Source organism: uncultured Sphingomonas sp. (genome assembly GCF_913776855.1).
GTDB lineage: Bacteria > Pseudomonadota > Alphaproteobacteria > Sphingomonadales > Sphingomonadaceae > Sphingomonas.
In genome coordinates this window covers 18353-41282 of the sequence record NZ_CAJYQD010000039.1, presented here as the reverse complement: position 1 = coordinate 41282, position 22930 = coordinate 18353, and the positions used below count along the sequence as shown (strand labels likewise).

Genomic DNA, 22930 nt, shown 5'->3' with positions numbered 1-22930 from the left:
CACCGCGCGCCGGGGCACGGCAGGATCGACGGTAAAGCACCGCCGCTACGACCGCTTCGACCGCGCGACACCCGAAAAACAGTGATATAGTGTTACGCGACGGGCGGACTATGGCAGTATCGGGACTGGTGGCGATGGGAGGCGATTATGGCGACGGCGGCCTTTGACGGCGATGCGCGAGCGCGCGGCGGACCGGCGGCGATTCCGCGCGCGGTGGCGACGACGCGGTTGCAGTCGATCGACGCGTTGCGCGGCTTCGTGATGGTCATCATGCTGCTCGACCATGTGCGCGAGACGTTCTTCCTGCACTTGCAGGTCGGCGATCCGGTCGATGCGCGCACGGTGATGCCGGCGCTGTTCTTCACCCGGTTGCTCAGCACGATCTGCGCGCCAGTGTTCGTCGCGCTGACCGGGCTGTCGGCGTATCTCTATGGCCAGAAGCATTCGCGGGCGGAAGTCTCCGACTTCCTGTTGCGGCGGGGTGCGTTCCTGCTGTTCCTCGAAATCAGCTTCGTGTCGTTCGCATGGTCGGCGAAGTTCCCGCCGCAGACCTTGTGGTTGCAGGTGATCTGGGCGATCGGCGTCAGCATGATCTGCCTGGCGGGGGCGGTGCATTTCTCGCGCACGGTGATCGTCGCGCTGGGGCTGGCAATCGTGTGCGGGCACAATCTGCTCGACGGGATCGTGCTGGCGCCCGGCGACCGCTTCTTCGTGCCGTGGGCGATGCTGCACCAGCGCGCCGCGTTCGAATTCCTCGGCATCACGTGGAAGACGACCTATCCGGTCCTGCCATGGATCGGGCTGATCCTGCTCGGCTATGGCATCGGCCCGTGGTTTGCGAAAGGCACCGATCCGGCGGTGCGGCAGCGGCGGCTGGTGCTGCTGGGCGTCGGGCTGATCGTCGGGTTCGTCGTCCTGCGCTGGACGAACGTCTATGGCGACCGGCCGTGGTACGATGCCGGCACGCCGCTGCGCACGACGATCAGCTTCCTCGCGCTCACCAAATATCCGGCGTCGCTGTTGTTCCTGATGCCGACGGTCGGGATCGGCGCGCTGCTGCTCGCAGTCTTCGAACGGTTTCAGTCGTCGCGGCTGATCCCGCCGCTGGCGACGTTCGGCGGGGCACCGATGTTCTACTATCTGCTCCACCTCTATGTGCTGCGCGTGCTGTACCTGATCGCCTTCGCCATCTGGGGCCCGACGCATGGCACGGTCTTCGCGCTCGGCAATCTCGGCTGGATCTGGGCGTGGTATGCCGGGCTGCTGGTAGTGCTGTTCTTCCCGACGCGCTGGTTCGCCGGGCTGAAGCAGCGGCGCAAGGATATCTGGTGGCTCAAATATCTGTAAGCCGGACGTGAAAAGGGCCGCCCGGCCGGGGAAATTCCCCCGGCCGGGCGGCCCTTTTCACGCGGCTATTCGACGGGGCGATAGATCGCCCAGACCTTCACCACATCCTCTTCCGACAGCCACGAACACCGTGCGCCGCGCAGCACGACGAACAGGTCGCCTGCCTCGAACCGGTGGGCGGTGCCGGCCGCATCCTCGAACGTCACCGACCCTTCCATCAGGTGCATAAGCTCGCAATGCGGGTACAGGTTGTTGCGCCGGTGATAGGGCGTCGATGCCCAGGTGCCGGCGGAAAACTCCCCGCTCGCCGACTTGTAATCGGTGTGGTTGTGGCATTGCGGCGCGTCCGACAGCAGCAGCTCGGCGGCCGGTGGGTTCGACGGCACACGCGTCGGCGACAGGTCGATCGCGACCGGCGCCGATGCCCCCGGCGTCCCCCCGGTGCAGCGCATGACGACGACCTGCGTCCCCGCCGCCGCCCGCCAGTCGAAACCGATCCCGCCGGGCAGCATCGCGCTCTCGTCGCGGCCCAGCGTCAGGTCGCCGATGGTCAGCGTGCCGTCGACGACGAAGACGAACTCGTCCCCCGGCAGCGCGTCGACATGGCCCTCACCCGACAGGGCCAGCGCGCCGATCGACACCGGTCCGCCCGGCGGCGTCGCCATGCGGCGCGTGGAAACCCACGCATCGCCGGTTTCGCTCGCTACCACGCCGGCTTCGGCATCGGCGACGAACGCGCGCAGGTCGATACAGTCTTGCGGCAGCACCGCCGCGCGCGCCTCGGCAACGACGCTCACAGGCCGACCAGTCCCGGCAGCCCGGCGATGCTCGGGATCACGTTCACTTCGTAATAGGGGTTCACCGGCTCGTGCCCGCGATCGACGAACGCCTTCATCTTTATGCCCATGTCGTACGCCGTCATCTGGTCGTAGCGGAAGCTGGACGACACGTGCAGCATGTCCTCCGGATTGCAGCCCAGCTGGTCGAGCATATATTCGAACGCCTGCATCCGCGGCTTGTACGCCTGTGCTTCCTCCGCGGTGTAGACCGCGTGGAACGGCGCCTCCAGCTTCTCGACGCTGTGCGGGATCAGGTCGACCATCGAATTGGACAGGATGACCAGCGGATATTCGGCCGCGACGCGCTTCAGCGGTTCGACGACATCGGCATGGGGCCGCCACGTCGGAACGGCGGCATAGACCGTGGCGGTGTCGCTGTCGCGATACTCGACGCCGTTCTTCGCGCAGGTCCGGCGCAGCGCGCCCTCCACGACGTCGCGATACGGTTTCCACGCGCCCAGCACTTCATCAAGGCGATAGGCGGAGAAATCGGCGGTAAAGCGGTCCATTGCTTCGGCCGCAACCCGGTCGGCATAGAGCGTGCGCGCGACCGGGGCCATTTCGAAGTTGATGAGCGTGCCATAGCAATCGAAGCTGATATATTTCGGACGAAGACCGGCCATTTCCTCACTCCTGACTAGAGGTATGGCCGTGACGATACCGGCGGCATGGCGTGCTGCGTCGTCGTTTCCCCGGTGCCCAAGCAATATCCTGCCGATTGCGCGGCATGGCTCGGCAGGGGGTGCGGCATATTATGCTTGGGGTACGCCGACCACACGCCCGGCCAGCGCCGTGATCCATGCAATGCCCGGACCGATGATCGCATCGTTGAAGTCGTAGCGCGGGTGATGCAGCGCCGCATTCTCCGCCCCCGCGCGCGCCTGCCCCAGCCAGACATAGGCCCCCGGACACGCCTGCAGCATGAACGAGAAGTCTTCGGACGTGAACGCCGGGTCGGGTGCCTCCGCATGGGGCAACCCGGCATCGGCCGCCGCCGCCAGCGCGATCGCCGCCGCTTGCGGGTCGTTGATCGTTGCGGGGTAATAGCGGGTATAGGTCACCTCGACCCGCGTGTCGGTGGCGATGCCGATCCCCTCCGCCATCGATCGCACCGCCGCCTCGACGATATCCTGTACCTGCGGGTCGAAGGTGCGGACGGTACCGACCAGCCGTACGTCGGCGGGGATGACGTTGTGCGTCTGTCCGCCCGCGATCTGCGTGACCGACAGCACGGCGGAACGGGTCGGCGGCACGCGGCGGGCGACGATGGTGTTGAGCTGTGTCACCAGCTGCGCGGCGGCAAGTACCGCGTCGGGGGTGGTGTGCGGCTGCGCGGCATGACCGCCCTTGCCATGGATCGCGATCTCGAACTTGTCCGCCGCCGCCATGATCGGGCCGGGCCGGGTCTGCAACTCGCCCGCCGGCAGGTCGGGCCAGTTGTGCAGGGCAAAGACGTAATCGCACGGAAAGCGGTCGAACAGGCCGTCGCGGATCATCTCGCGCGCGCCGGCCTGCCCCTCTTCGGCCGGCTGGAAGATGAAGTGGATCGTGCCGTCGAACGGCGGCAGCGACGCCAGATGCCGCGCGGCACCGATCAGGATCGCGGTATGTCCGTCATGGCCGCAACCGTGGAACACGCCGGGCGTCGTGCTGGCATAGTCAGGCGCGCCCTGTTCCTGAAACGGCAGCGCGTCCATGTCGGCGCGCAGGCCCAGCGTCGCGCCCGGCCGGCCATGGGTCAGCGTGCCGACGACCCCGGTCCCGCCAATCCCCGTCGTGACCCGCAACCCGGCAGCGGCCAGCTGTTCGGTGACCAGCGCGGCGGTGCGGTGTTCGGCAAAGGCCAGTTCGGGATGGGCATGGATGTCGTGCCGGATCGCGGTCACGGCGTCGATGATGTCGGCAAAACGGTGATACATGGCAATCCCCACGGCAAGGGGTGCAGCATGTCCCCGGTGCGAAGCCATGGTCAACCCCGCTGGCCGGGCCGCCGGCGACAGGTCGATGGCCGATCTGCGCGCTGGACGGCATCTTGTGCCGCGGTCATGGCGCCGCAAACGGCAGGAAGCGTGCGAAAGCCCGCAACCTACGGCGAAAATCGCTGCGCCCATCGCGCAATATTGCATCGGAACAGGATCGATCGCCGCGGCTACGTGGCGTCGCGCAGGCGGGTTGGACGGGGATATGCGGCTGGAGTGGGGCAGGGCGGTCAGGGCGGCACTGGCGCTGTCGGTGGTCGGCACCGCCTCTGCCAGCGCGCAGGTCGCCGCGCCCAGTGTCGAACGCGCGCCGGGCAATGTCGAACTGCCGGAGGTGGAGGCGCGCGACCCGCTGGTCCTGCAACTCGCCTATACCGGCGATCTGCTGTCGTCAGTGTCGGGGGGCAAGCGGCGGGGCACGCGCTGGATCAACAATGTCAGCGCGATCGCGACGGCCGACCTCGACGCGCTGGGCGTGGCGCCGCGCACCACCATCCTGGTCCATGGCTTCTATAACAACGGTGCGAGCTTCAGCGGTGATCTGATCGGCGATGGACAGATCGTGTCGAGCATCGAAGCGGGCGTGCCGCTGTTCCGGGTGCTGGAGGCATGGGCCGAACATCACGGCGCCGATGATCGCTGGTCGGTAAAGACCGGCCTGTACGATGTGAACAGCGAATTCGACGCGCTGCAGACGTCGTTGCTGTTCGTCAACAGCGCGTTCGGCATGGGGACCGAACTGGGCGCGTCGGGCGCCGGCGGTCCGTCGACCTTTCCCAGCACGGGGCTGGCGGTACGTGGGCAGGTGAAGCTCGGCGACCGGGTGACGCTGCGCGCCGCCGCCGCCGATGGCGTGCCCAACGATCCGGGCCATCCACGCCGGATGTGGGTCGGACTGGCCGGCCGCGACGGGGCGCTGCTGATCGGGGAGGCCGATGTCGAGTTGGGGGTCGTGCGCCTGCTGGCGGGCGGATGGCATTATTCCGCGCGCAGCGACGACCGGTTCGATGCGGGCAGCGCGGCGGTCGTCGTTCGGCGGGCTCATAATCAGGGCCTGTACGTCCGTGGCGAGGCGCAGCTAAGCGGCGACCGTGCGCGGGGGCTGCGCGGCTTCTTCCGGTTGGGCACCGCCGACGACCGGGTGAACATGTTCGGCGGATTTTCGTCGATCGGCGTGGTTGGGCACGGATGGATACCCGGTCGGCCGGAAGACGATACCGGGATCGCCATCGCCTATGCCGGCGGCAGCAGCGCGATGCGGGCGCTGGTCCGCGCCGAATATGGCATCGCGCCGCGCGGGGAGGGGGTGATCGAACTGAACCACCGGCTGGCGCTGACCGACTGGCTGGGGGTGCAGCCGCATGTCCAGTATGTGATCGCGCCGGGCCTGAACCCCAGGGTCGGCAACGCCGTGGTGCTGGGGCTGCGGCTGACCGCATCGATCGCCGAATGACGGCGCGGCGCCGGACATGATCGTTCGGCGCGCCTTGCAGAGCGGCCACCGCTGGGTCGGCCTCACCGTCGGGATGCTGGCCGCCTATATGGCCGCCACCGGTGCGATGATGGCGCTGCGCCACGATCCGGCGTCGGCCACCCATCCTGCTGTGTCGCGACATTGCGCCACACCCGAAGCGCTGGCGCACGCCGTCGCGCTGGCATCGGCACGGCATCCCGGCGTTGCGTTCGATACGCTGTGGCTGCGCGCCGATCCGGTCGAGCCGCTGTCGATCCGCTTCGTCGATGCGGTGCAGGTCGATGTCGATCCCTGCTCGGGCCGGCTGCGGGACGTTCGATCGCGCTATGCCGAGTGGGACGGGATCGCTGAATATCTCCACCGCCTGATCTTCCTCGGAATCGAACTCGGCAAGGCTGTGGCCGGGATCGCCGCGACTGCGCTGTCGCTGCTGGCGCTGACCGGTTTGTGGCTGTGGTGGCCGCGTCGGCGGGGGGCATGGGGATCGGCGTTGCGGCCGGGGCGTCTGCCCAGGGGGCGGACCCGGCGGCGTGCGCGTCACGGGCTGGTCGGCGCGGCGGTCCTGCCGCTGGCGCTGCCGATCGCGCTGGCGGGGATGACGCTGGCCTTTCCCGCCGTCGCCGACCTGCTGTATCGTGCGACCGGGAGCGTGGCGGCGGTCAAGCCGGTCGTGCCCGTGCAATCGGGTCCGGTCGCTTATGCCAAGGCCTGGCGCGGTGTGCTGTCACGGCTGGGCTATGTTCCCGCGCAGGCGATGATCCGCGCGCCCAAGGCGCCGACGGCGGCGATCGAGATCAACCTGCACGATCCCGCCGCGCGCAATCCGGAGGGGCGGCAATATTTCTTTGCCGATCCCGGCGATGGTCGCATCCTGCTGCATCGCCGCTATGCCGACACCCCCGCCGGGGCCCGCCTCTATTATTGGGGCTATGCGGTGCATCAGGGGAAGGTCGGCGGGACCGCCGGGCTGGTCGCGACGCTGCTGACGATGGCCAGCATCGTCTATCTGGCGGTCAGCGGGCTGCGTAGCTGGCTGGCACGCCATCCGGTGTCGTCGCCCCGCTTCGTCCGGATGCGGATCGCAGAGGTCGTCGACGAATGCGACGGGGTGAAGGCGTTCCGGCTGGTGCCGGTCGATCCCGGCCCGATCGCCGTCGCCACACCCGGCGCGCATGTCGCGGTGCGGCTGTCGGATACGCTGTTGCGGCAGTATTCGCTGACCAATGCGCCGGGCGAGCGTGCGGATTACCGGATCGCGGTGCGGGCCGATCCGGCAGGGCGCGGCGGTTCGCTGGCGATGCACGCGCTGGTCGCCGGGGCCGAACTGCTGGTCACGCCGCCCGCCAACCACTTTCCGGTCGTGCGCGGCACACGCCACGCAGTGCTGGTCGCCGCCGGCATTGGCATCACCCCGATCCTCGCCATGGCCCGCCATTTCCGCGCGGAAGGGGTCGCGTTCGAGCTGCACTATTTCGGGCGTGCGCTCGAATCGATGCCGTTTCGCAACGTCATCGCCGCCGAACTGGGCGATGCCGCCACACTGCACATCGCGCTGTCCCGCGGCGAACAGGCCGCGCGGATGGCCGCGATCGTCGCCGGCGCGGCGCGCGGACGCCATCTCTACAGTTGCGGCCCGGCCGCGTTCATGGACAGCCTGTTCGATGCCGCCCGCGCCGCCGGCTGGCGCGAGGGCACGTTGCACCGCGAAGCCTTTGGCGTGTCGGCACAGGATGCCGCGCCGCCGCGCCCCTTCGTCGCGACGCTGGCTCGCTCTGGCCGGCGGGTATCGGTCCCTGCCGACCGGTCGCTGCTCGATGCGCTGGCCGATGCCGGGGTGCGGCTCGACCGGTCGTGCGGCATGGGGGTGTGCGGCGCGTGTCTGGTCGGCGTGGTCGACGGCGCGATCGAGCATCGCGACGCGATCCTGTCCCCCGCCGATCGTCGATCGGGCCGCTGGATGACCGCCTGCGTATCGCGCGCGGGTGGCAGCGACCTGACGCTCGACCTGTAGGGCGTGGCATGTCGCACGCGGCAGCATCTGCCGTGCGGCACAAAGATACCCCTACGCCGCTGTTTTTGGCACGATCCCCTTGTCTTGCGGCGCTAAGCTGTCGGCCATGGTCATCGACGTTCCGGGCAGCGCCCACGCCACCAGCTTCTACATCGACGGCCGCTGGGTCGACCGCAGCATCGCACCGCGCTGTACCGTGGTCGATCCGGCCAGCGAGGGCGCGATCGGCGCGATCGCGATGGGCGACGCGGCCGATGTCGACCTGGCGGTCGCTGCCGCGCGGCGCGCCTTCGCTTCGTTTTCGGAAACATCGGTCGCGGATCGCATCGCGCTGCTCCAGCGGATCGTCGACCTGCTGGAGGAGCGCGCCGAAACCTTTGCGCAGGCGATCTCCGCCGAAATGGGCTCGGCGATCGCCTTTGCCCGCGCGTCGCAGGTTCCCGCCGGTATCGCCCATGTCCGCGCCCAGATCGAAGTGCTGGGCAGCTACCGCTTCCTGCGCGAAGAGGCCGGGTTCACCATCGCCCGCGAACCGATCGGCGTCGCCGCGCTCATTACGCCGTGGAACTGGCCGCTGTACCAGATCACGGCAAAGGTCGCCCCGGCGCTTGCCGCCGGCTGTACCGTCGTCCTGAAACCCAGCGAGCTGTCGCCGTTCAGCGCGCTGCTGTTTGCCGAGGTGATGGCCGATGCCGGCACGCCGCCCGGCGTCTTCAACCTGGTGAACGGCACGGGCGAGGTCGTCGGTGCCGCGCTGTCGTCGCATCGCGATGTCGACATGGTGTCGATCACCGGATCGACACGTGCCGGGATGCTGGTCGCGCAAGGGGCGGCGCCGACCATCAAGCGTGTCGTGCAGGAACTGGGCGGCAAATCGCCCAACGTCTTCCTCGACGATGCCGATTTCGACACGGCGGTGGGGAAGGGCGTGCTGTCGGCGATGCGCAATGTCGGCCAGTCGTGCAGCGCGCCGACCCGCATGATCGTGCCCGCCACGCGTCTGGCGCAGGTGGAGGCACTGGCAAGGGCGGCGGCCGAGGCGATCGTCGTCGGCGATCCCGCCGATCCCACGACTGCGATGGGTCCGATTGCCAACCGCGCCCAGCATGACCGGGTGCAGGCGATGATCGCGGCCGGCATGGCGGAAGGGGCGCGGCTGGTCTGCGGCGGTCCCGGCCGTCCGAACGGGCTGAACCGCGGCTATTTCGTGCGCCCGACGATCTTTTCCGACGTCAGTCGACGGATGCGGATCGCGCAGGAGGAAATCTTCGGCCCCGTGCTGTGCATCCAGCCCTATGACGATGTCGAGGATGCGGTGCGCATCGCCAACGATACGGTCTATGGCCTGGGCGCCCATGTCCAGTCGGCCGATCATGACCGCGCCCGCGCCGTCGCGCGGCGGATTCGCGCGGGGCAGGTGCATATCAACTATCCCCCCTGGACCGCGCACGCCCCGTTCGGCGGCTATCGCCAGTCGGGCAATGGCCGCGAATATGGCGTCCACGGCCTCGACGAATTTTTGGAGACGAAGGCGATGCTCGGCTATTGAGCCGCGCCGCCTGTCGCAGGAGTCTTTCGATGCGCGTACCGCTCACCCCTGTCGAATCCACGCCCGTCCTTCCGGCGGAAGCGGACGTCGTCGTCATCGGCGGCGGCATCATCGGCGCCTTCGCCACCTATTATCTCGCCAGGCGCGGCCTGTCGGTCGTGCTGCTGGAAAAGGGGCGGATCGGCGCTGAACAGTCCAGCCGCAACTGGGGCTGGTGCCGCCAGCAGAACCGCGACGCACGCGAACTGCCGATGGCCACGAAGTCGCTCGACCTGTGGGAACAGTTTCAGGCGGAAACCGGCGAGGATGCGGGCTTTCGCCGTTGCGGCCTCCTCTATCTCAGCCGCGACGAGGCCGAGATCGCGACCTGGGCACGCTGGGGCCAGTTCGCGCGCAGCGTCGATGTCGAAACGCATATGCTGACCGCCGCGCAGACCGCCGAGCGCAGCAACGGCATCGACGGTGCGTGGAAGGGCGGGGTGTGGTCGCCGACCGACGGCACCGCCGACCCGTCGCGCGCCGCACCCGCCGCCGCCCGCGCCGCCCAGCGGCTGGGCGCGGCGGTGGTGCAGGATTGCGCGGTACGCGGACTGGAGACCAGCGGCGGGCGGCTGTCGGCGGTCGTCACCGAACGCGGCACCATCCGCACCCGCACCGCGATCCTGAGCGCAGGCGCATGGGCATCGTCCTTCTGCCACCAATATGGCATCCGCTTTCCGCAGGCGACGATCCGGCAGGCGGCGCTGTCGGTCGGTCCCGGCGACGGTGACCTGCCGCCGGCACTCCACACCAGCGAGGTTTCGGCCACCCGCCGCGTCGATGGCAGCTATACGCTGGCGATCAGCGGGTTCGGCCGGGTCGATCCGACGCCGCAGCTGCTGCGCTTCTCGCCCCAGTTCATCCCCATGTTCCTGCGGCGCTGGCGCAAGCTGCGTCCCGGCGGGGTGCAGGGCGCGCGTGCGGGCCATGAGACGCTTGGCAAATGGCGGCTCGACCGTCCGACGCCGATGGAAAGGACCCGCATCCTCGATCCCGATCCCGATCCGGCGGCGATCCGGATGACGCACGAACGCGCCGTAGCGTTGATGCCCGCATTGAAGGGGCGCCCGGTCACCGCGCGTTGGGCGGGCTATGTCGACAGCACGCCCGATGGCGTACCCGGCATTGGCGAGGTGGAGACGATCCCCGGCTTCGTCATCGCATCGGGGTTCAGCGGGCACGGCTTCGGCATCGGGCCGGGCGTCGGCCATTTGCTGGCCGACATGCTGACCGGTGTCGAACCGATCGTCGATCCGAAGCCCTATCATCCCGACCGATTCCGCGAATCCGCCTGGGGCAAGGTCGCCGATTTCTGATCGGCACCGGCGCCGGCGGGCGCTTTTCGCATCGACAGCAAAATACCCGCTTTACACCGGCGATTCGCTCCCCTAGACGCCACCTCCTCGCTAGAGAGCGGGTGTAGCTCAGTTGGTTAGAGCGCCGGCCTGTCACGCCGGAGGTCGCGGGTTCGAGCCCCGTCACTCGCGCCATCCCTTACCGGATCGGCGCTACCGCCAGCGGCCCGTTTCCATCCAGAACAGCATTCGCCGCATCGGCAGCACCCACAGCCATGCGACGCCCGCCGCGACGTAGAATACCAGCTGCAACAGCCAGTGCCAGCCGCCGACGACCGGCGACAGCATCGCGACGGCGACCGCCCATATTGTCAGCATGGCAAGGATCGCCAGGACCCCGGCGGGTTTGCGCCATGTCGGCTCGTTCATGGGCATTCTCCGGTCAGGAACAGGTCGGTTTCGGTGACGATCGCGTGCAGCGGTACGTCCCACGGATCGCACGGCAGGGCATCGACCTGCTGCACCGACCACGCGATACCGATTCGCAGCGCGCCCGGCCAGCACGCGAACGCCCGGTCGTAATGGCCTGCCCCCTGGCCCAGCCGGTTGCCAGCCGCATCGAACCCGACCAGCGGCGTCAGGATGATGTCCGGCACGACCGCGGGCGAATCGGCGGTCGGCTGGCGCAGGCCGAACGGCCCGTCGCGCATCGCGGCATCGATATGAAAGCTGATCGGCGATTCGCGATCGATGACGACCGGCCATGCCAGCCGCGCGCCCGCCGCCCGCGCCGCCGCATCGAACCGCGCCGGATCGGCCTCGCCGCCGATCGGGATGTAGCTGGCGACGATCACGCCGGGTCGCAGCGCGGCGAGGAACAGCGGCGGCGGGGCAGGGGGCGTCGGCTCGTCCGCAACGAATGCCCGTCGCCGGGCGCGCAGTTCGGCGCGAAGGACACGCTTGTCGGTCATGGGAATGGGGTGTGGCGGAACCACCATGGGCCGTTTGCCGCGTTATCCACTGACGCACGGTACGTCAGGTGGGGATCATGTACGTCAGACCAGGATCTGCGCAGGGACAACCCCCATGGATGAAGAAATAGCCTCAGGGATTATGCATGGCTCGCACCGGGCAGTCCCGCCGACCCCTATCTAGGCGTCCGGCAGCGGCTCCTCAAGGGCGGATGCGACCGCTTCCAACCGTTCGGCGATCCGGTCGAGCAGGTCGGCGGTCCCGTCCGCCACCGCCGCCGGGGCTTCGCGCTCCGACAATTGGTCGGCCAGGATCAGCGCAATGTAGAGCAGGGTACGCTCCGACGATCCGCCCGATGCGTGCTGCACGGCGGGGGCGTGGCGTTCCAGCATCGCGCCCAGCGCGCGCAATTTCGGTTCCTCCCCATCGCGGCATCCGACCTGATGGCTGCGCCCGGCGATGGTCAGCGTGATCTGTCCCATCAGTCGGCGTCCGCTTCGCGCGCGATAACCGCGTCCAGCGCGCCGATCGCATCGCCGATCCGGGCGCGCAGCGCGGCGTGGCGCGACGCCAGCGCACGAGTCGTTTGCGTGTTGACCTGCGCGGCGCGCTCGATCCGCGCCAGCGCCTGTTCGATGCGATCGATCGTGGCGGCTCGGGGGTCGTCGCTCATCGGATAAATCGATCCTTGCTATACATGTTAAACAACCTTCCGGTTTGGCGGTTGACTGAACGGCGCGACGGTTCCAAAGGCTCGCGCGACCCCAGTAGCGCCCAACAGGAGTGCGCGTGACCATATCCCAGCTCGAACTCGCCAACGCCATCCGCGTTTTGTCGATGGACGCGGTGGAGGCCGCCAATTCCGGGCATCCCGGTATGCCGATGGGCATGGCCGATGTCGCGACCGTCCTCTGGTCCAAATTCCTGAAGTTCGATCCGGCCGATCCGCACTGGGCCGACCGCGACCGCTTCGTTCTGTCGGCGGGCCATGGATCGATGCTGATCTATTCGCTCCTCCATCTGACCGGCTATGCGCAGCCGACCATTCAGGACATTGCGAATTTCCGCAAGCTCGGCAGCCCCTGCGCCGGCCATCCGGAAAATTTCGAACTGCCCGGCATCGAATGCACCACCGGTCCGCTGGGGCAGGGTCTTGCCATGGCGGTCGGCATGGCGACGGCGGAGCGTCATCTGAACACGGTGTTCGGGGATGATCTGGTCGATCACCGCACCTGGGTGATCGCCGGCGACGGATGCCTGATGGAAGGCATCAACCACGAAGCGATCGGCCTTGCCGGGCATCTGAAGCTCGGCCGCCTGAACGTCCTGTGGGACGACAACCGCATCACCATCGACGGGTCGACCGACCTGTCGACCAGCGAGGACGTGTCGGCCCGCTATGCCGCGACGGGCTGGCACGTCGTCGCGTGCGATGGTCACGACTTCGCCGACATCGAACGTGCACTCACCGAAGCCGCCGCCGATCCGCGCCCGTCGCTGGTCTGCTGCCGTACCGTCATCGGCAAGGGCGCCCCGAACAAGGGCGGCAGCCACAAGGTCCATGGATCGCCGCTGGGTGCCGAGGAAATCCTCGCCACCCGCGCCGCCCTGCTGTGGGAACACGAAGCCTTCCACCTGCCCGAGGCCCTGACCGACGCGTGGAAGGAAATCGGCGCACGCGGCAGCTCGGTCCATGCCGACTGGAACAGCCGCCTGTCGGCCCATGCCGACCGCGTCGAGTTCGAACGCCGCATGGCGAACCAGCTTCCCAAAGGCTGGTCGCTGAAAAGCCATATCGACAGCCTGATCGCCGAGCCGAAGAAGATCGCGACCCGCGTCGCATCGTCGCTGGCGCTCGAAGCGATCAACGCCTCGCTGCCCGAAACCATCGGCGGCTCGGCCGACCTCACGCCGTCGAACAATACCCAGACCAAGGCGCAGGTCGCGCTGACGGCCGAGGATTATTCGGGTCGCTACATCCATTACGGCATCCGCGAATTCGGCATGTCGGCGGCGATGAACGGCATGGCGCTGCACGGCGGCGTGCTGGCCTATGGCGGCACCTTCCTCGTGTTCGCCGACTATGCCCGGCCCGCCATCCGCCTGTCGGCGTTGCAGAATGCCGGCGTCGTCTATGTCATGACCCACGACTCGATCGGTCTGGGTGAGGACGGCCCGACCCACCAGCCGATCGAACATGTGATGAGCCTGCGCATCATTCCGGGCCTCGACGTCTATCGACCCGCCGATGCGGTCGAGACGGCGGAGTGCTGGGAGCTGGCGGTACAGCGTCGCGATGGCCCGTCGCTGCTCGCCTTGTCGCGCCAGAACCTGCCGCAGCTGCGCACCGAAGCCGGTGAGAACCGCTCGGCCCGTGGCGCGTACCGCCTGAAGGCCGCCGAAGCCGACCGCCGCGTCATCCTGATCGCGACCGGTTCGGAGGTCGAGATCGCCATCGGCGTCGCGCAGCAGCTCGAAGCGAACGGCATCGGCGCCGATGTCGTATCGATGCCATGCTGGTCGCGCTTCGATGCGCAGGACGCCGCCTATCGCGAAGACGTGCTGCCCCACGCTCGCCCGGACGACATCCTGCGTGTTTCGATCGAGGCGGGCACGACCATCGGCTGGGAACGCTACACCATGGTCGACGGCCTGCGCTTCGGCATCGACCGCTTCGGCGCATCGGCTCCGGCCGACAAGCTCTACGAATATTTCGGACTGACCGCCGATGCCATCACCGCAAAGGTGCTGGCGCGGCTTGGCAACTGAGGAGACGCGGATATGACGAAAGTAGCGATCAACGGGTTCGGGCGCATCGGCCGTCTGGTGGCGCGCGCGATCCTCGAACGGCCCGATAGCGGCCTCGAGCTGGTCACGATCAACGACCTCGCCGACGCGAAGTCGAACGCATGGCTGTTCAGCCGCGATTCGGTCCATGGGAAATATCCGGGCGACGTCGCCGCTGAAGGCGACGATCTGGTCATCGACGGCAAGCGCATCCGCGTCACCGCCGAGCGTGATCCGGCCAACCTGCCGCACAAGGAACTGGGCGTCGAACTGGTGTTGGAATGCACCGGCTTCTTCACCGATCGCACCAGCTGCCAGAAGCATATCGATGCGGGCGCCAAGCGCGTGCTGATCTCGGCACCGGGCAAGAATGTCGACCTGACCGTCGTCTATGGCGTCAACCACGACAAGCTCGAAGCCGGGCACACCATCGTGTCGAACGCCTCTTGCACGACCAACTGCCTGGCCCCGGTCGCCAAGGTGCTGAACGACGCCATCGGCATCGAACGCGGCCTGATGACCACGATCCACGCCTATACCAACGATCAGAATATCCTCGACCAGATCCACCCCGATCTGCGCCGCGCCCGTGCCGCCGCCATGTCGATGATCCCGACCACCACCGGTGCCGCCCGCGCGGTCGGTGAAGTGTTGCCCGAACTGAAGGGCCGTCTCGACGGTTCGGCGGTCCGCGTGCCCGTGCCGGACGGCAGCCTGGTCGACCTGACCTTCACCCCGAAGCGCGACACGACGAAGGACGAGGTGAATGCGATCCTGAAGGCCGCGTCGGAATCGGGTCCGCTGAAGGGCGTGCTCTACTTCTCGGATGAGCCGCTCGTCTCGATCGACATCGTGCACACGCCCGCATCGTCGACCGTCGACAGCCTCGAAACCGCCGTGCTGGACGGCAAGCTCGTCCGCGTCGTGTCGTGGTACGATAACGAATGGGGCTTCTCGAACCGCATGGTCGACACCGCGACCGCGATGGCGAAGCTGGGGTAATGCCGATGGCGGGTGGTATCCTGAAGGGCATCGCCCGCCACGCCTTTTCGCGCGGGCCGATCGAACTGGTGCAGACGGTGCGCGTCACCGTCGAGACCGGCATCGATGGCGACTTTCGCGGCGCGCTGAAACCCGGCCGCAACAAGCGGCAGGTGTCGCTGATGGAAGTCGGCGACTGGGCACAGGCGATGACGCTGATCGGCCACGAACTGCCATGGTGGGAACGCCGCGCGAACCTGCTGGTCGAGGATTTCGACCTGCCGCAGACGTTGGGCGTCCGCCTGCGCATCGGCGAGGTGCTGCTCGAAATCACCAAGGAATGCGATCCGTGCAGCCGCATGGAGACGATCGCCGAGGGCTTGCGCGCCGCACTCACCCCCGACTGGCGCGGCGGCGCGCTGGCCCAGGTGATCGAGGGCGGCCGGATCAGCGTCGGCGATACGATCGATATTGAACAACCCCGTTAGGGTCGCGGCTTCGGGAAGCGTTCTCGATGCTGCTCGAACCGAACGGCATTTGGGAGCGAAGACATGAGCCGTAATTTCAAGACGCTCGACGACATGGGCGACCTCACCGGCAAGCGCGTGCTGGTCCGCGAGGACCTGAACGTACCGATGGCCGATGGCGCCGTCACCGACGATACCCGCCTGCGCGCGACGATCGGCACCGTCACCGAACTGGCCGATCGCGGTGCGATCGTCCTGATCCTCGCCCATTTCGGCCGTCCGAAGGGGCAGCCGAACCCCACCATGTCGCTGGCCCCAGTCACCAAGCCCCTGTCCGATGTGCTGGGCCGCGAAGTCCGCTTCGTCGACTGGACCGGTGCCGCCGAAGCGGTCCGTACCATGCAGCCGGGCGACATCGCCGTGCTGGAAAATACCCGTTTCTTCGCGGGCGAGGAAAAGAACGACCCGCAACTCGTTGAAACCATGGCCGCGCTTGGCGACCTGTACGTCAACGACGCCTTCTCCGCCGCGCACCGCGCCCATGCCTCGACCGAAGGGCTGGCGCACAAGCTTCCCGCCTTTGCCGGGCGCCAGATGGAGGCCGAACTCGACGCGCTGGACAAGGCGCTGGGCAACCCCCAGCACCCGGTCGCGGCGGTCGTCGGCGGGGCGAAGGTGTCGTCCAAGCTCGACGTGCTGAAGCATCTGGTCGGCCAGGTCGATCACCTTATCATCGGCGGCGGCATGGCCAATACCTTTCTGGCGGCACGCGGAGTCGATGTCGGCAAGTCGCTGTGCGAGCATGACCTGACCGGCACCGCCGACGACATCTTCGATGCGGCGGACAAGGCCGGCTGCACCATCCACCTGCCGTACGACGTGGTGGTCGCCACAGAGTTCAAGCCGAACCCCGCGACCCGCACCGTCAACGTCCATGAAGTCGCTGCCGACGAAATGATCCTCGACGTCGGCCCCGCCGCGACCGAGGCGCTGGGCGACGTGCTGAAGAACTGCCGGACCCTGGTGTGGAACGGGCCGATGGGTGCGTTCGAAACCCCGCCGTTCGACGTCGCGACCGTCTCGCTGGCTAAGACGGCCGCGGCGCTGACCGCCGATGGATCGCTGGTGTCGGTCGCGGGTGGCGGCGATACCGTCGCGGCGCTCAATCAGGCGGGGGTGAGCGACCATTTCAGCTTCATCTCGACCGCCGGCGGGGCGTTCCTCGAATGGATGGAAGGCAAGGAACTGCCCGGCGTCGCCGCGCTGATCCGCTAAGCGCCACAAGACGATTTCAGGAAGCTCGTACCCCGGCGAAGGCCGGGGTCCAGTTACGGAACGATCGCGTTTCACCGGCGACGTTCTCCCGACTGGACCCCGGCCTCCGCCGGGGTACGGTGTATTTTGAGGTTCGGAATCCAAGAACAGACTTGATCCGAACCCCAACCGCGACTACCCGTTCAACACGTTAAACGAAGGGTAGGGCGTTGCTAGGGGTACGACTCGACACCGAATTGGAGGAGCGGCTCGCCAATGTCGCCCGGTCGCAGGGGCGTTCGAAGAGCGACATCGCCCGCGATGCCGTGCGCCGCTATGTCGAGCTGCACGACGAAGCCTTTCGCGCCGAAGCCCGCCGACAGTCCGAACGTGCCGCCGCGCGCGACGACGGTGCCGACTGGGCATTCTTCGATCGCGTCGAAGCGGAGGACGGCCGGTGGAGATAAGGCGCGGCATGATCGTCCTGGTCGAAGGGCCGGGCGACCTCGCGGTGAAGCGCCGCCCCTTTCTGGTGGTGCAGTCCGACCTGTTCAACGAAGCGCACGCCTCGGTGACGCTCGTTCCCATGACCAGCCTGACCGGCGGCGAGACCTTGTTCCGCGTGCCGTTCCCCGCGTCCGACACGACCGGCATATCGGTCGAGAGCGAGGCGCAGGTCGACAAGATCAAGACGCTGCGCCGCAGCCGCATCGTGCGGGTGCTGGGACAGGCGGATGCCACATCGATGGAGCAGGTGGACCAGGCGCTCCGGCGCTGGCTGGCGCTCTGACGCAATTTTCGAAACCAAGGGGTCGACCATGAACATCGCCGACATGACTGCAAAGATTGCCGACGGACACGGGTTCATCGCCGCGCTCGACCAGAGCGGCGGTTCGACGCCAAAGGCGCTGAAGGGCTATGGCGTCGACGAAGGTGCGTGGACCACCGATGAAGAGATGTTCGGCCTGATCCACGACATGCGCGCGCGCATCATCACCTCCGACGCCTTTACCGGGGACAAGGTGATCGGCGCGATCCTGTTCGAACGCACCATGGACGGGCAGGCGGGCGGCAAGCCCGTGCCGCAGGCGCTGGCCGACAAGGGCGTGGTGCCGTTCCTGAAGATCGACAAGGGGCTGGAGGACGAGGCGAACGGTGTGCAGCTGATGAAGCCGATGCCCGGCCTCGACACGCTGCTCGCCCGTGCCGCAAAGCTCGGCATCTTCGGGACGAAGGAGCGTTCGGTCGTCAACCTCGCCAACCGCGCCGGCATCGCGGCGATCGTCGCGCAGCAGTTCGAGGTTGCGCAGCAGGTCATCGCTGCCGGCCTGATGCCGATCATCGAACCGGAAGTGAACATCAAGAGCACGGAGCGGGCCGAGGCCGACCAGATCCTCCTCGACGAGACGCTGAAGGCACTTGATGCAATGTCCGGCGACGACCGCGTGATGTTGAAGCTGTCGCTGCCAGCCAAGCCCGGCCTGTTCCAGCCGCTGGTCGACCATCCGCGCGTGCTGCGCGTCGTGGCGCTGTCGGGCGGGTTCGGCCGCACCGAAGCCTGCGCCGAGCTGGCGAAGAACCCCGGCATCATCGCCAGCTTCAGCCGCGCGCTGCTCTCCGACCTGCGCCAGCCAATGACCGATGTCGAGTTCGACCAGGCGCTGGGCGAGGCGATCGACGAAATCCATTGCGCCTCGACCCAGAAGGCGCTGGTCGCGGCGTAACGCTTTCCTACAGCCTTCGGGCCGTGGCAAAACGGGCACCGGGCGTTCGCGCGCCCGGTGCCCTTTGATATTGTCGCTCTGCCCGATCGTCATTCCCGCGAAGGCGGGAATCCATTGCCACTGACGTCGGCGACGGATTTGCTATAGTTGCGCATATAAATCCCCGCCTGCGTGGGGGATAACGCAAACGGGGGTGCGGGATCGAGATGCAACTCACTCGCAACAGCACGCGCGAAAACGCGGTGAGTGTGAACTTAGTGAACTTTGGACCCGCGAAACCCTTCCACCCGCCGCCACACTGGGGCAGGGAAGGTTCATGACCCTGAATGAAGACCCGCTCGGCCCGTTGTCCCCCGATTTCGCGGCGCAGTTCGTCCGCGACATGCGCCGGCCGCCGTGCCAGCTCTACCTCGTCTCGCCGCTCGACGTGACCGGCACCTTTCCTGACCGCCTTGTCCGCGCGCTCGATGCCGGGCCGGTCGCCGCGTTCCAGTTCCGGGTGAAGGACATCGATCAGCACGCCGCCGCGCGGCTGGCCGAACCGCTTCAGAAGATTTGCGCCGACCACGACGTCGCCTTCATCGTCAACGACAGCATCAGCCTGACCAAGCGGCTCGGCGCCGATGGCGTGCATCTGGGTCAGGATGATGGCGATCCGCGCGAGGCCCGCGACGTGCTGGGGCCGAATGTCCAGATCGGCGTGACGGTCCACGACAGCCGCCACCTCGCGATGGAAGCGGGTGAGGCGGGGGCCGATTACGTCGCCTTCGGCGCCTTTTATCCGACGACCACCAAGCCGGTGTCCCACGTCGCCGACCCAGTGCTGCTGTCGTGGTGGTCGACGGTATTCGAACTGCCCTGTGTCGCGATCGGCGGGATCACGCCGGAAAATGCCGCTCCGCTCGTCGCGGCCGGTGCCGACTTCCTCGCCGTGTCGGGCGCGGTATGGAATGGTGAGGAAGCGGCGGCGATCCGCGCCTTTGCGGACGTGCTGGGTAAATAGGGAAACCGCCGCCGCGTCCGGTCGTTATCCATCCTCAACGATGTTGGGGATGGTGTATGAAGCGGTTGGCCTTGGCAGCAATTCTGGCGAGCGGTGTCGCGGTGGCGCAGGCGCCCGCCCCGACACCGCAGGCCCCGGCGATCGACCAGACGATCCTGCACGCGCAGGTGCTGCTCGACCGCCACGGCTTCACGACCGGGGTGATCGACGGCAAGGACAGCGCGCTGTTCAAGCGCGCCTTGCGCGGGTTCCAGACGGCGCAGGGACTGCCGGCGACCGGGAAACTGGATGCTGCCACCACCCGCGCGCTGAACCCGAACATGCGTCCCGCGACGGTCACGCTGACCCTGTCCGAACGCGCGCTGGCCGGGCCGTACACCAACCCGATCCCCAAGGACTATGCCGAACAGGCGAAGCTGACGACGATCGGCTATCGCTCGCCGCTGGAAAAGCTGGCGGAGATGTTCCATACGACCCCCGCCACGCTGGTCGCGCTCAATAGCCGCGAGACGATGCTGCGCCCCGGCACGCGCGTGGTTTTCCCCAACGTCCTGCCCTCGTCGCGCAGCTATGCCGACAGCTGGTCGGGCGACTATCGCCAGACGCTCGCCAACCTCAACGTCGATGCGAACCAGCCGCAGGCCGACCGCGTGGTGGTCGACAAGTCGGAAGGCTGGTTGCGCGCGTACAAGGGTGACAAGATCCTCGCCCAGTTCCCCGCGACCATGGGATCGTCGCACGACCCGCTGCCGATCGGCGAGTGGAAGATTCAGGGCGTCGCCGCCAATCCCGACTGGCAGTACAACCCTGCTATCCTGCGTCATGCCGACAAGTCGGACAGCAAGGAGATCGTGCCACCCGGCCCGAACAATCCCGTCGGTGTGGTCTGGATCGACCTGTCGAAGGAGCATTACGGCATCCACGGCACGCCCGAACCGGAGAATATCGGCAAGACGGAGAGCAACGGCTGCATCCGCCTGACCAACTGGGACGCCGCCCGCTTGTCGTTGATGGTCAAGCCCGGCACCCCGGCGATCTTCCAGCCATAAGGGAGGCCAGGGGGTGAACCGCATCGGCTGGGCGTTTCTCGCGGTCTTCGTGCTGGTGGGCGGGTTGGTGGCGTTGCTGGTCGATTTCGGCGGATCGTCCGCACCGCCGATGCGCGCCTTTGCCGATGCCCCGACCCGATTGGCCGAGCGACCGCCCTCCGGCCAACTCGTGCTGCCGGTACGCGGCGTCGGGTGGTCGACCATCCGCGACAGCTATGGCGAGGTGCGGGCCGGGGGCGAGCGGCATCATACCGGGGTCGACATCATGGCCCCGGCGGGTGCGCCCGTCGTCGCCGCCGCATCCGGCACGGTCGAAAAGCTGTTCTACAGCAATGGCGGCGGGGGGGTGACGGCTTATGTCCGCTCACCCGACCGGCGGCTGTCCTATTATTACGCGCACCTCGCCGCCTATGCCCCGACCCTGCGCGAAGGGGCGGCGGTGCGGGCCGGCGATCCGATCGGTGCGGTCGGCGACACCGGCAATGCCGGGGCGGGCAATTTCCACCTGCACTTCGGGATCGAGCGGCTGGAGCCGGGTGAACCGTGGTACAGGGGCCGCGCGATCAACCCCTATCCGCTGCTTGCCCGCGGACGGGCGGAGCGGTAAGGGCGCAGCTTCGCTCTTTCCAACAGGTATGGTTCGTCATGAAGATCAGCGGCGTCGACATTCGCCCCGGCAACATCATCGAATATGAAGGCGGCATCTGGCGCGCGGTGAAGATCCAGCATACGCAGCCGGGCAAGGGCGGCGCCTATATGCAGGTCGAAATGAAGAATTTGCGCGACGGCCGCAAGACCAATGTCCGTTTCCGTTCGGCCGAGACGGTCGAGCGCATCCGCCTCGATACCAAGGACTTCCAGTTCCTGTATCCCGAAGGCGACACGCTCGTGTTCATGGACAAGATCACCTATGACCAGGTGACGCTGGCCCGCGACCTGCTGGGCGACGCCGCCGCGTTCCTGCAGGACGGCATGGACGTCGTCATGGAAATGTATGATGAGGAAGCGATCAGCGTCCAGCTGCCCGACACGATCGAAGCGACGATCGTCGAGGCCGACGCGGTGGTGAAGGGGCAGACGGCATCGTCGTCCTACAAGCCCGCCGTCCTCGACAACGGTGTCCGCGTGATGGTCCCGCCGCATATCGCTGCGGGCACGCGCATCGTTGTGGACGTGTATGAGCAGACGTATGTAAGGCGGGCGGATTGAGGCGCAGCGGCCGGACGGAATAGCGGAAGCTATTCCGCCGAGCTGCAAGCCCGGCCGGCGCGCGTAGTAGCGACCGACGACGCGGGCTTTGCCCGCTGCGCTGCCAAGTAAAAGAACCAACAGGAATCAGAACAATGTCCGCCCAGTCCGGCCTCATCACCGTCCTCGAACGCGCCGTGCGCAAGACCGGCCCGCGCCTGCGCCGCGACTTCGGCGAGGTCCAGCATCTCCAGGTCAGCCGCAAGGGGCCGGCGGACTTCGTGTCGATGGCCGACAAGCGCGCCGAGGAAACGCTGGTTGAGGAACTGCGCAAGGCGCGTCCCGACTGGGGCATGTTGCTGGAGGAAGGCGGCGAGATCGCCGGCGATCCGACCAAGCCGCGCTGGATCGTCGATCCGCTGGATGGCACCACCAACTTCCTGCACGGCATTCCGCATTTCGCGATCTCGGTCGCGGTCGAGGAGCCGAACGGTGTTGGCGGCCGTCCCGAAATCACGACGGCGATGGTCTATAATCCGATCACCGACGAAGGCTTCTGGGCCGAAAAGGGCCGGGGCGCGTGGTTGCAGGGACAGCGGCTGCGCGTGTCGTCGCGTCGCGACCTGTCGGAAGCACTGATCGCGACCGGCATCCCGTTCCTTGGCCATGGCAATTTCGCCGAATGGACCCGCATCTTCGGCGCGGTCGCGCCCGAAGTCGCCGGCATCCGCCGCTTCGGTTCGGCGGCGCTCGACCTCGCCTATGTCGCGGCGGGGCGCTTCGACGGCTTCTGGGAATCGGGCCTGAAGAAGTGGGACATCGCGGCGGGCATGTTGCTGGTGAAGGAAGCCGGCGGCTTCGTCACCGACTATCGCGGCGCCGACCGTGCCTATGAAAAGGGTGAGGTGCTGGCCAGCAACGAACAGATTCAGACCCGCCTGCACAAGCTGGTCGCCGGCGCGCTGCGCTGAT

General features: G+C 67.4%; 24 protein-coding genes and 1 tRNA gene. 18 read left to right on the top strand and 7 right to left on the bottom strand.

Features of this window, described 5'->3' with window-relative positions:
• The first annotated feature begins 147 nt into the window (after positions 1-147).
• On the top strand, positions 148-1347 hold the full coding sequence (locus QZ755_RS11985) for a heparan-alpha-glucosaminide N-acetyltransferase domain-containing protein (RefSeq protein WP_294323111.1): 1200 nt from the start codon (positions 148-150) through the stop codon (positions 1345-1347).
• Between the two features lie 65 nt (positions 1348-1412).
• On the opposite strand, the gene QZ755_RS11980 is transcribed toward QZ755_RS11985, so the two are convergent.
• The 3 genes from QZ755_RS11980 to QZ755_RS11970 all read right to left on the bottom strand — a co-directional run bounded on the left by QZ755_RS11980 (position 1413) and on the right by QZ755_RS11970 (position 4105).
• On the bottom strand, positions 1413-2144 hold the full coding sequence (locus tag QZ755_RS11980; protein WP_294323109.1) for a cupin domain-containing protein: 732 nt from the start codon (positions 2142-2144) through the stop codon (positions 1413-1415).
• Positions 2141-2809 carry a haloacid dehalogenase type II gene (locus QZ755_RS11975; RefSeq protein WP_294323107.1) on the bottom strand — a complete coding sequence of 223 codons (669 nt, stop codon included), beginning with the start codon at positions 2807-2809 and terminating at the stop codon, positions 2141-2143. Before QZ755_RS11975 ends, QZ755_RS11980 begins: the two co-directional genes overlap by 4 nt.
• A gap of 129 nt (positions 2810-2938) precedes the next feature.
• On the bottom strand, positions 2939-4105 hold the full coding sequence (locus tag QZ755_RS11970; RefSeq protein WP_294323105.1) for an amidohydrolase: 1167 nt from the start codon (positions 4103-4105) through the stop codon (positions 2939-2941).
• Positions 4106-4370: 265 nt separating this feature from the next.
• Between QZ755_RS11970 and QZ755_RS11965 the strand changes: the two genes are divergently transcribed.
• The 5 genes from QZ755_RS11965 to QZ755_RS11945 all read left to right on the top strand — a co-directional run bounded on the left by QZ755_RS11965 (position 4371) and on the right by QZ755_RS11945 (position 10728).
• On the top strand, positions 4371-5618 hold the full coding sequence (locus QZ755_RS11965) for a carbohydrate porin (protein ID WP_294323103.1): 1248 nt from the start codon (positions 4371-4373) through the stop codon (positions 5616-5618).
• Between the two features lie 16 nt (positions 5619-5634).
• The gene (locus tag QZ755_RS11960) at positions 5635-7650 is read left to right on the top strand and encodes a PepSY domain-containing protein (RefSeq protein ID WP_294323100.1); all 2016 of its coding nucleotides are present in this window, start codon (positions 5635-5637) and stop codon (positions 7648-7650) included.
• Between the two features lie 106 nt (positions 7651-7756).
• The gene (locus QZ755_RS11955; RefSeq protein WP_294323097.1) at positions 7757-9199 is read left to right on the top strand and encodes an aldehyde dehydrogenase family protein; all 1443 of its coding nucleotides are present in this window, start codon (positions 7757-7759) and stop codon (positions 9197-9199) included.
• Between the two features lie 29 nt (positions 9200-9228).
• Positions 9229-10554: an FAD-binding oxidoreductase gene (locus QZ755_RS11950; protein ID WP_294323095.1), complete on the top strand. Its 1326-nt coding sequence runs from the start codon at positions 9229-9231 to the stop codon at positions 10552-10554.
• A gap of 97 nt (positions 10555-10651) precedes the next feature.
• Positions 10652-10728, top strand: a tRNA-Asp gene (locus QZ755_RS11945).
• A gap of 18 nt (positions 10729-10746) precedes the next feature.
• Here the strand turns inward: QZ755_RS11945 and QZ755_RS11940 are convergent.
• The 4 genes from QZ755_RS11940 to QZ755_RS11925 all read right to left on the bottom strand — a co-directional run bounded on the left by QZ755_RS11940 (position 10747) and on the right by QZ755_RS11925 (position 12178).
• Positions 10747-10962: a DUF2842 domain-containing protein gene (locus tag QZ755_RS11940; RefSeq protein ID WP_294323093.1), complete on the bottom strand. Its 216-nt coding sequence runs from the start codon at positions 10960-10962 to the stop codon at positions 10747-10749.
• Positions 10959-11504 carry a 5-formyltetrahydrofolate cyclo-ligase gene (locus QZ755_RS11935; RefSeq protein ID WP_294323091.1) on the bottom strand — a complete coding sequence of 182 codons (546 nt, stop codon included), beginning with the start codon at positions 11502-11504 and terminating at the stop codon, positions 10959-10961. The genes QZ755_RS11940 and QZ755_RS11935 overlap by 4 nt, the downstream gene beginning before the upstream one ends.
• A gap of 180 nt (positions 11505-11684) precedes the next feature.
• The gene (locus QZ755_RS11930; RefSeq protein WP_294323088.1) at positions 11685-11987 is read right to left on the bottom strand and encodes a cell division protein ZapA; all 303 of its coding nucleotides are present in this window, start codon (positions 11985-11987) and stop codon (positions 11685-11687) included.
• On the bottom strand, positions 11987-12178 hold the full coding sequence (locus QZ755_RS11925; RefSeq protein WP_294323086.1) for a hypothetical protein: 192 nt from the start codon (positions 12176-12178) through the stop codon (positions 11987-11989). Before QZ755_RS11925 ends, QZ755_RS11930 begins: the two co-directional genes overlap by 1 nt.
• Before the next feature lie 116 nt (positions 12179-12294).
• Between QZ755_RS11925 and tkt the strand changes: the two genes are divergently transcribed.
• From tkt to QZ755_RS11865, 12 genes are all read left to right on the top strand, one after another.
• The gene (tkt, locus tag QZ755_RS11920; protein WP_294323084.1) at positions 12295-14274 is read left to right on the top strand and encodes a transketolase; all 1980 of its coding nucleotides are present in this window, start codon (positions 12295-12297) and stop codon (positions 14272-14274) included.
• A 12-nt stretch (positions 14275-14286) separates the two neighbouring features.
• Positions 14287-15294, top strand: a complete 1008-nt coding sequence (gap, locus tag QZ755_RS11915; RefSeq protein WP_294323082.1) for a type I glyceraldehyde-3-phosphate dehydrogenase — start codon at positions 14287-14289, stop codon at positions 15292-15294.
• Entirely contained in the window at positions 15294-15761 is a 468-nt protein-coding gene (locus QZ755_RS11910; RefSeq protein WP_294323081.1) for an MOSC domain-containing protein, read from the top strand. Before gap ends, QZ755_RS11910 begins: the two co-directional genes overlap by 1 nt.
• Positions 15762-15824: 63 nt before the next feature.
• Positions 15825-17015, top strand: a complete 1191-nt coding sequence (locus QZ755_RS11905; protein ID WP_294323079.1) for a phosphoglycerate kinase — start codon at positions 15825-15827, stop codon at positions 17013-17015.
• 209 nt (positions 17016-17224) lie between these two features.
• A complete protein-coding gene (locus QZ755_RS11900; RefSeq protein WP_055755878.1) occupies positions 17225-17461 on the top strand; it encodes a ribbon-helix-helix protein, CopG family in 237 nt (78 codons plus the stop codon).
• An 8-nt stretch (positions 17462-17469) separates the two neighbouring features.
• Entirely contained in the window at positions 17470-17784 is a 315-nt protein-coding gene (locus QZ755_RS11895; RefSeq protein ID WP_294323077.1) for a type II toxin-antitoxin system PemK/MazF family toxin, read from the top strand.
• A gap of 28 nt (positions 17785-17812) precedes the next feature.
• Positions 17813-18718: a fructose bisphosphate aldolase gene (locus QZ755_RS11890; protein ID WP_294323075.1), complete on the top strand. Its 906-nt coding sequence runs from the start codon at positions 17813-17815 to the stop codon at positions 18716-18718.
• Between the two features lie 316 nt (positions 18719-19034).
• Positions 19035-19721 (top strand): thiamine phosphate synthase, encoded by a 687-nt coding sequence (gene thiE / locus QZ755_RS11885; protein ID WP_294323073.1) that lies wholly within the window; start codon positions 19035-19037, stop codon positions 19719-19721.
• 56 nt (positions 19722-19777) lie between these two features.
• On the top strand, positions 19778-20770 hold the full coding sequence (locus QZ755_RS11880; protein WP_294323071.1) for a L,D-transpeptidase family protein: 993 nt from the start codon (positions 19778-19780) through the stop codon (positions 20768-20770).
• Positions 20771-20783: 13 nt separating this feature from the next.
• A complete protein-coding gene (locus tag QZ755_RS11875; protein ID WP_294323069.1) occupies positions 20784-21377 on the top strand; it encodes a peptidoglycan DD-metalloendopeptidase family protein in 594 nt (197 codons plus the stop codon).
• Between the two features lie 38 nt (positions 21378-21415).
• A complete protein-coding gene (gene efp / locus QZ755_RS11870) occupies positions 21416-21979 on the top strand; it encodes an elongation factor P (protein ID WP_294323067.1) in 564 nt (187 codons plus the stop codon).
• Between the two features lie 134 nt (positions 21980-22113).
• Positions 22114-22929, top strand: a complete 816-nt coding sequence (locus tag QZ755_RS11865; protein WP_294323065.1) for an inositol monophosphatase family protein — start codon at positions 22114-22116, stop codon at positions 22927-22929.
• Position 22930 lies beyond the last annotated feature (1 nt).

Coding starts and splice junctions, on each gene's coding strand:
- QZ755_RS11880 (WP_294323071.1), top strand. CDS start 19,778: ATGAAGCGGTTGGCCTTGGCAGCAATTCTGGCGAGCGGTGTCGCGGTG.
- QZ755_RS11950 (WP_294323095.1), top strand. CDS start 9,229: ATGCGCGTACCGCTCACCCCTGTCGAATCCACGCCCGTCCTTCCGGCG.
- QZ755_RS11955 (WP_294323097.1), top strand. CDS start 7,757: ATGGTCATCGACGTTCCGGGCAGCGCCCACGCCACCAGCTTCTACATC.
- QZ755_RS11910 (WP_294323081.1), top strand. CDS start 15,294: ATGCCGATGGCGGGTGGTATCCTGAAGGGCATCGCCCGCCACGCCTTT.
- QZ755_RS11960 (WP_294323100.1), top strand. CDS start 5,635: ATGATCGTTCGGCGCGCCTTGCAGAGCGGCCACCGCTGGGTCGGCCTC.
- efp (WP_294323067.1), top strand. CDS start 21,416: ATGAAGATCAGCGGCGTCGACATTCGCCCCGGCAACATCATCGAATAT.
- QZ755_RS11890 (WP_294323075.1), top strand. CDS start 17,813: ATGAACATCGCCGACATGACTGCAAAGATTGCCGACGGACACGGGTTC.
- gap (WP_294323082.1), top strand. CDS start 14,287: ATGACGAAAGTAGCGATCAACGGGTTCGGGCGCATCGGCCGTCTGGTG.
- QZ755_RS11975 (WP_294323107.1), bottom strand. CDS start 2,809: ATGGCCGGTCTTCGTCCGAAATATATCAGCTTCGATTGCTATGGCACG.
- thiE (WP_294323073.1), top strand. CDS start 19,035: ATGACCCTGAATGAAGACCCGCTCGGCCCGTTGTCCCCCGATTTCGCG.
- QZ755_RS11925 (WP_294323086.1), bottom strand. CDS start 12,178: ATGAGCGACGACCCCCGAGCCGCCACGATCGATCGCATCGAACAGGCG.
- QZ755_RS11895 (WP_294323077.1), top strand. CDS start 17,470: ATGATCGTCCTGGTCGAAGGGCCGGGCGACCTCGCGGTGAAGCGCCGC.
- QZ755_RS11930 (WP_294323088.1), bottom strand. CDS start 11,987: ATGGGACAGATCACGCTGACCATCGCCGGGCGCAGCCATCAGGTCGGA.
- QZ755_RS11985 (WP_294323111.1), top strand. CDS start 148: ATGGCGACGGCGGCCTTTGACGGCGATGCGCGAGCGCGCGGCGGACCG.
- QZ755_RS11865 (WP_294323065.1), top strand. CDS start 22,114: ATGTCCGCCCAGTCCGGCCTCATCACCGTCCTCGAACGCGCCGTGCGC.
- QZ755_RS11940 (WP_294323093.1), bottom strand. CDS start 10,962: ATGAACGAGCCGACATGGCGCAAACCCGCCGGGGTCCTGGCGATCCTT.
- QZ755_RS11970 (WP_294323105.1), bottom strand. CDS start 4,105: ATGTATCACCGTTTTGCCGACATCATCGACGCCGTGACCGCGATCCGG.
- QZ755_RS11905 (WP_294323079.1), top strand. CDS start 15,825: ATGAGCCGTAATTTCAAGACGCTCGACGACATGGGCGACCTCACCGGC.
- QZ755_RS11935 (WP_294323091.1), bottom strand. CDS start 11,504: ATGACCGACAAGCGTGTCCTTCGCGCCGAACTGCGCGCCCGGCGACGG.
- QZ755_RS11965 (WP_294323103.1), top strand. CDS start 4,371: ATGCGGCTGGAGTGGGGCAGGGCGGTCAGGGCGGCACTGGCGCTGTCG.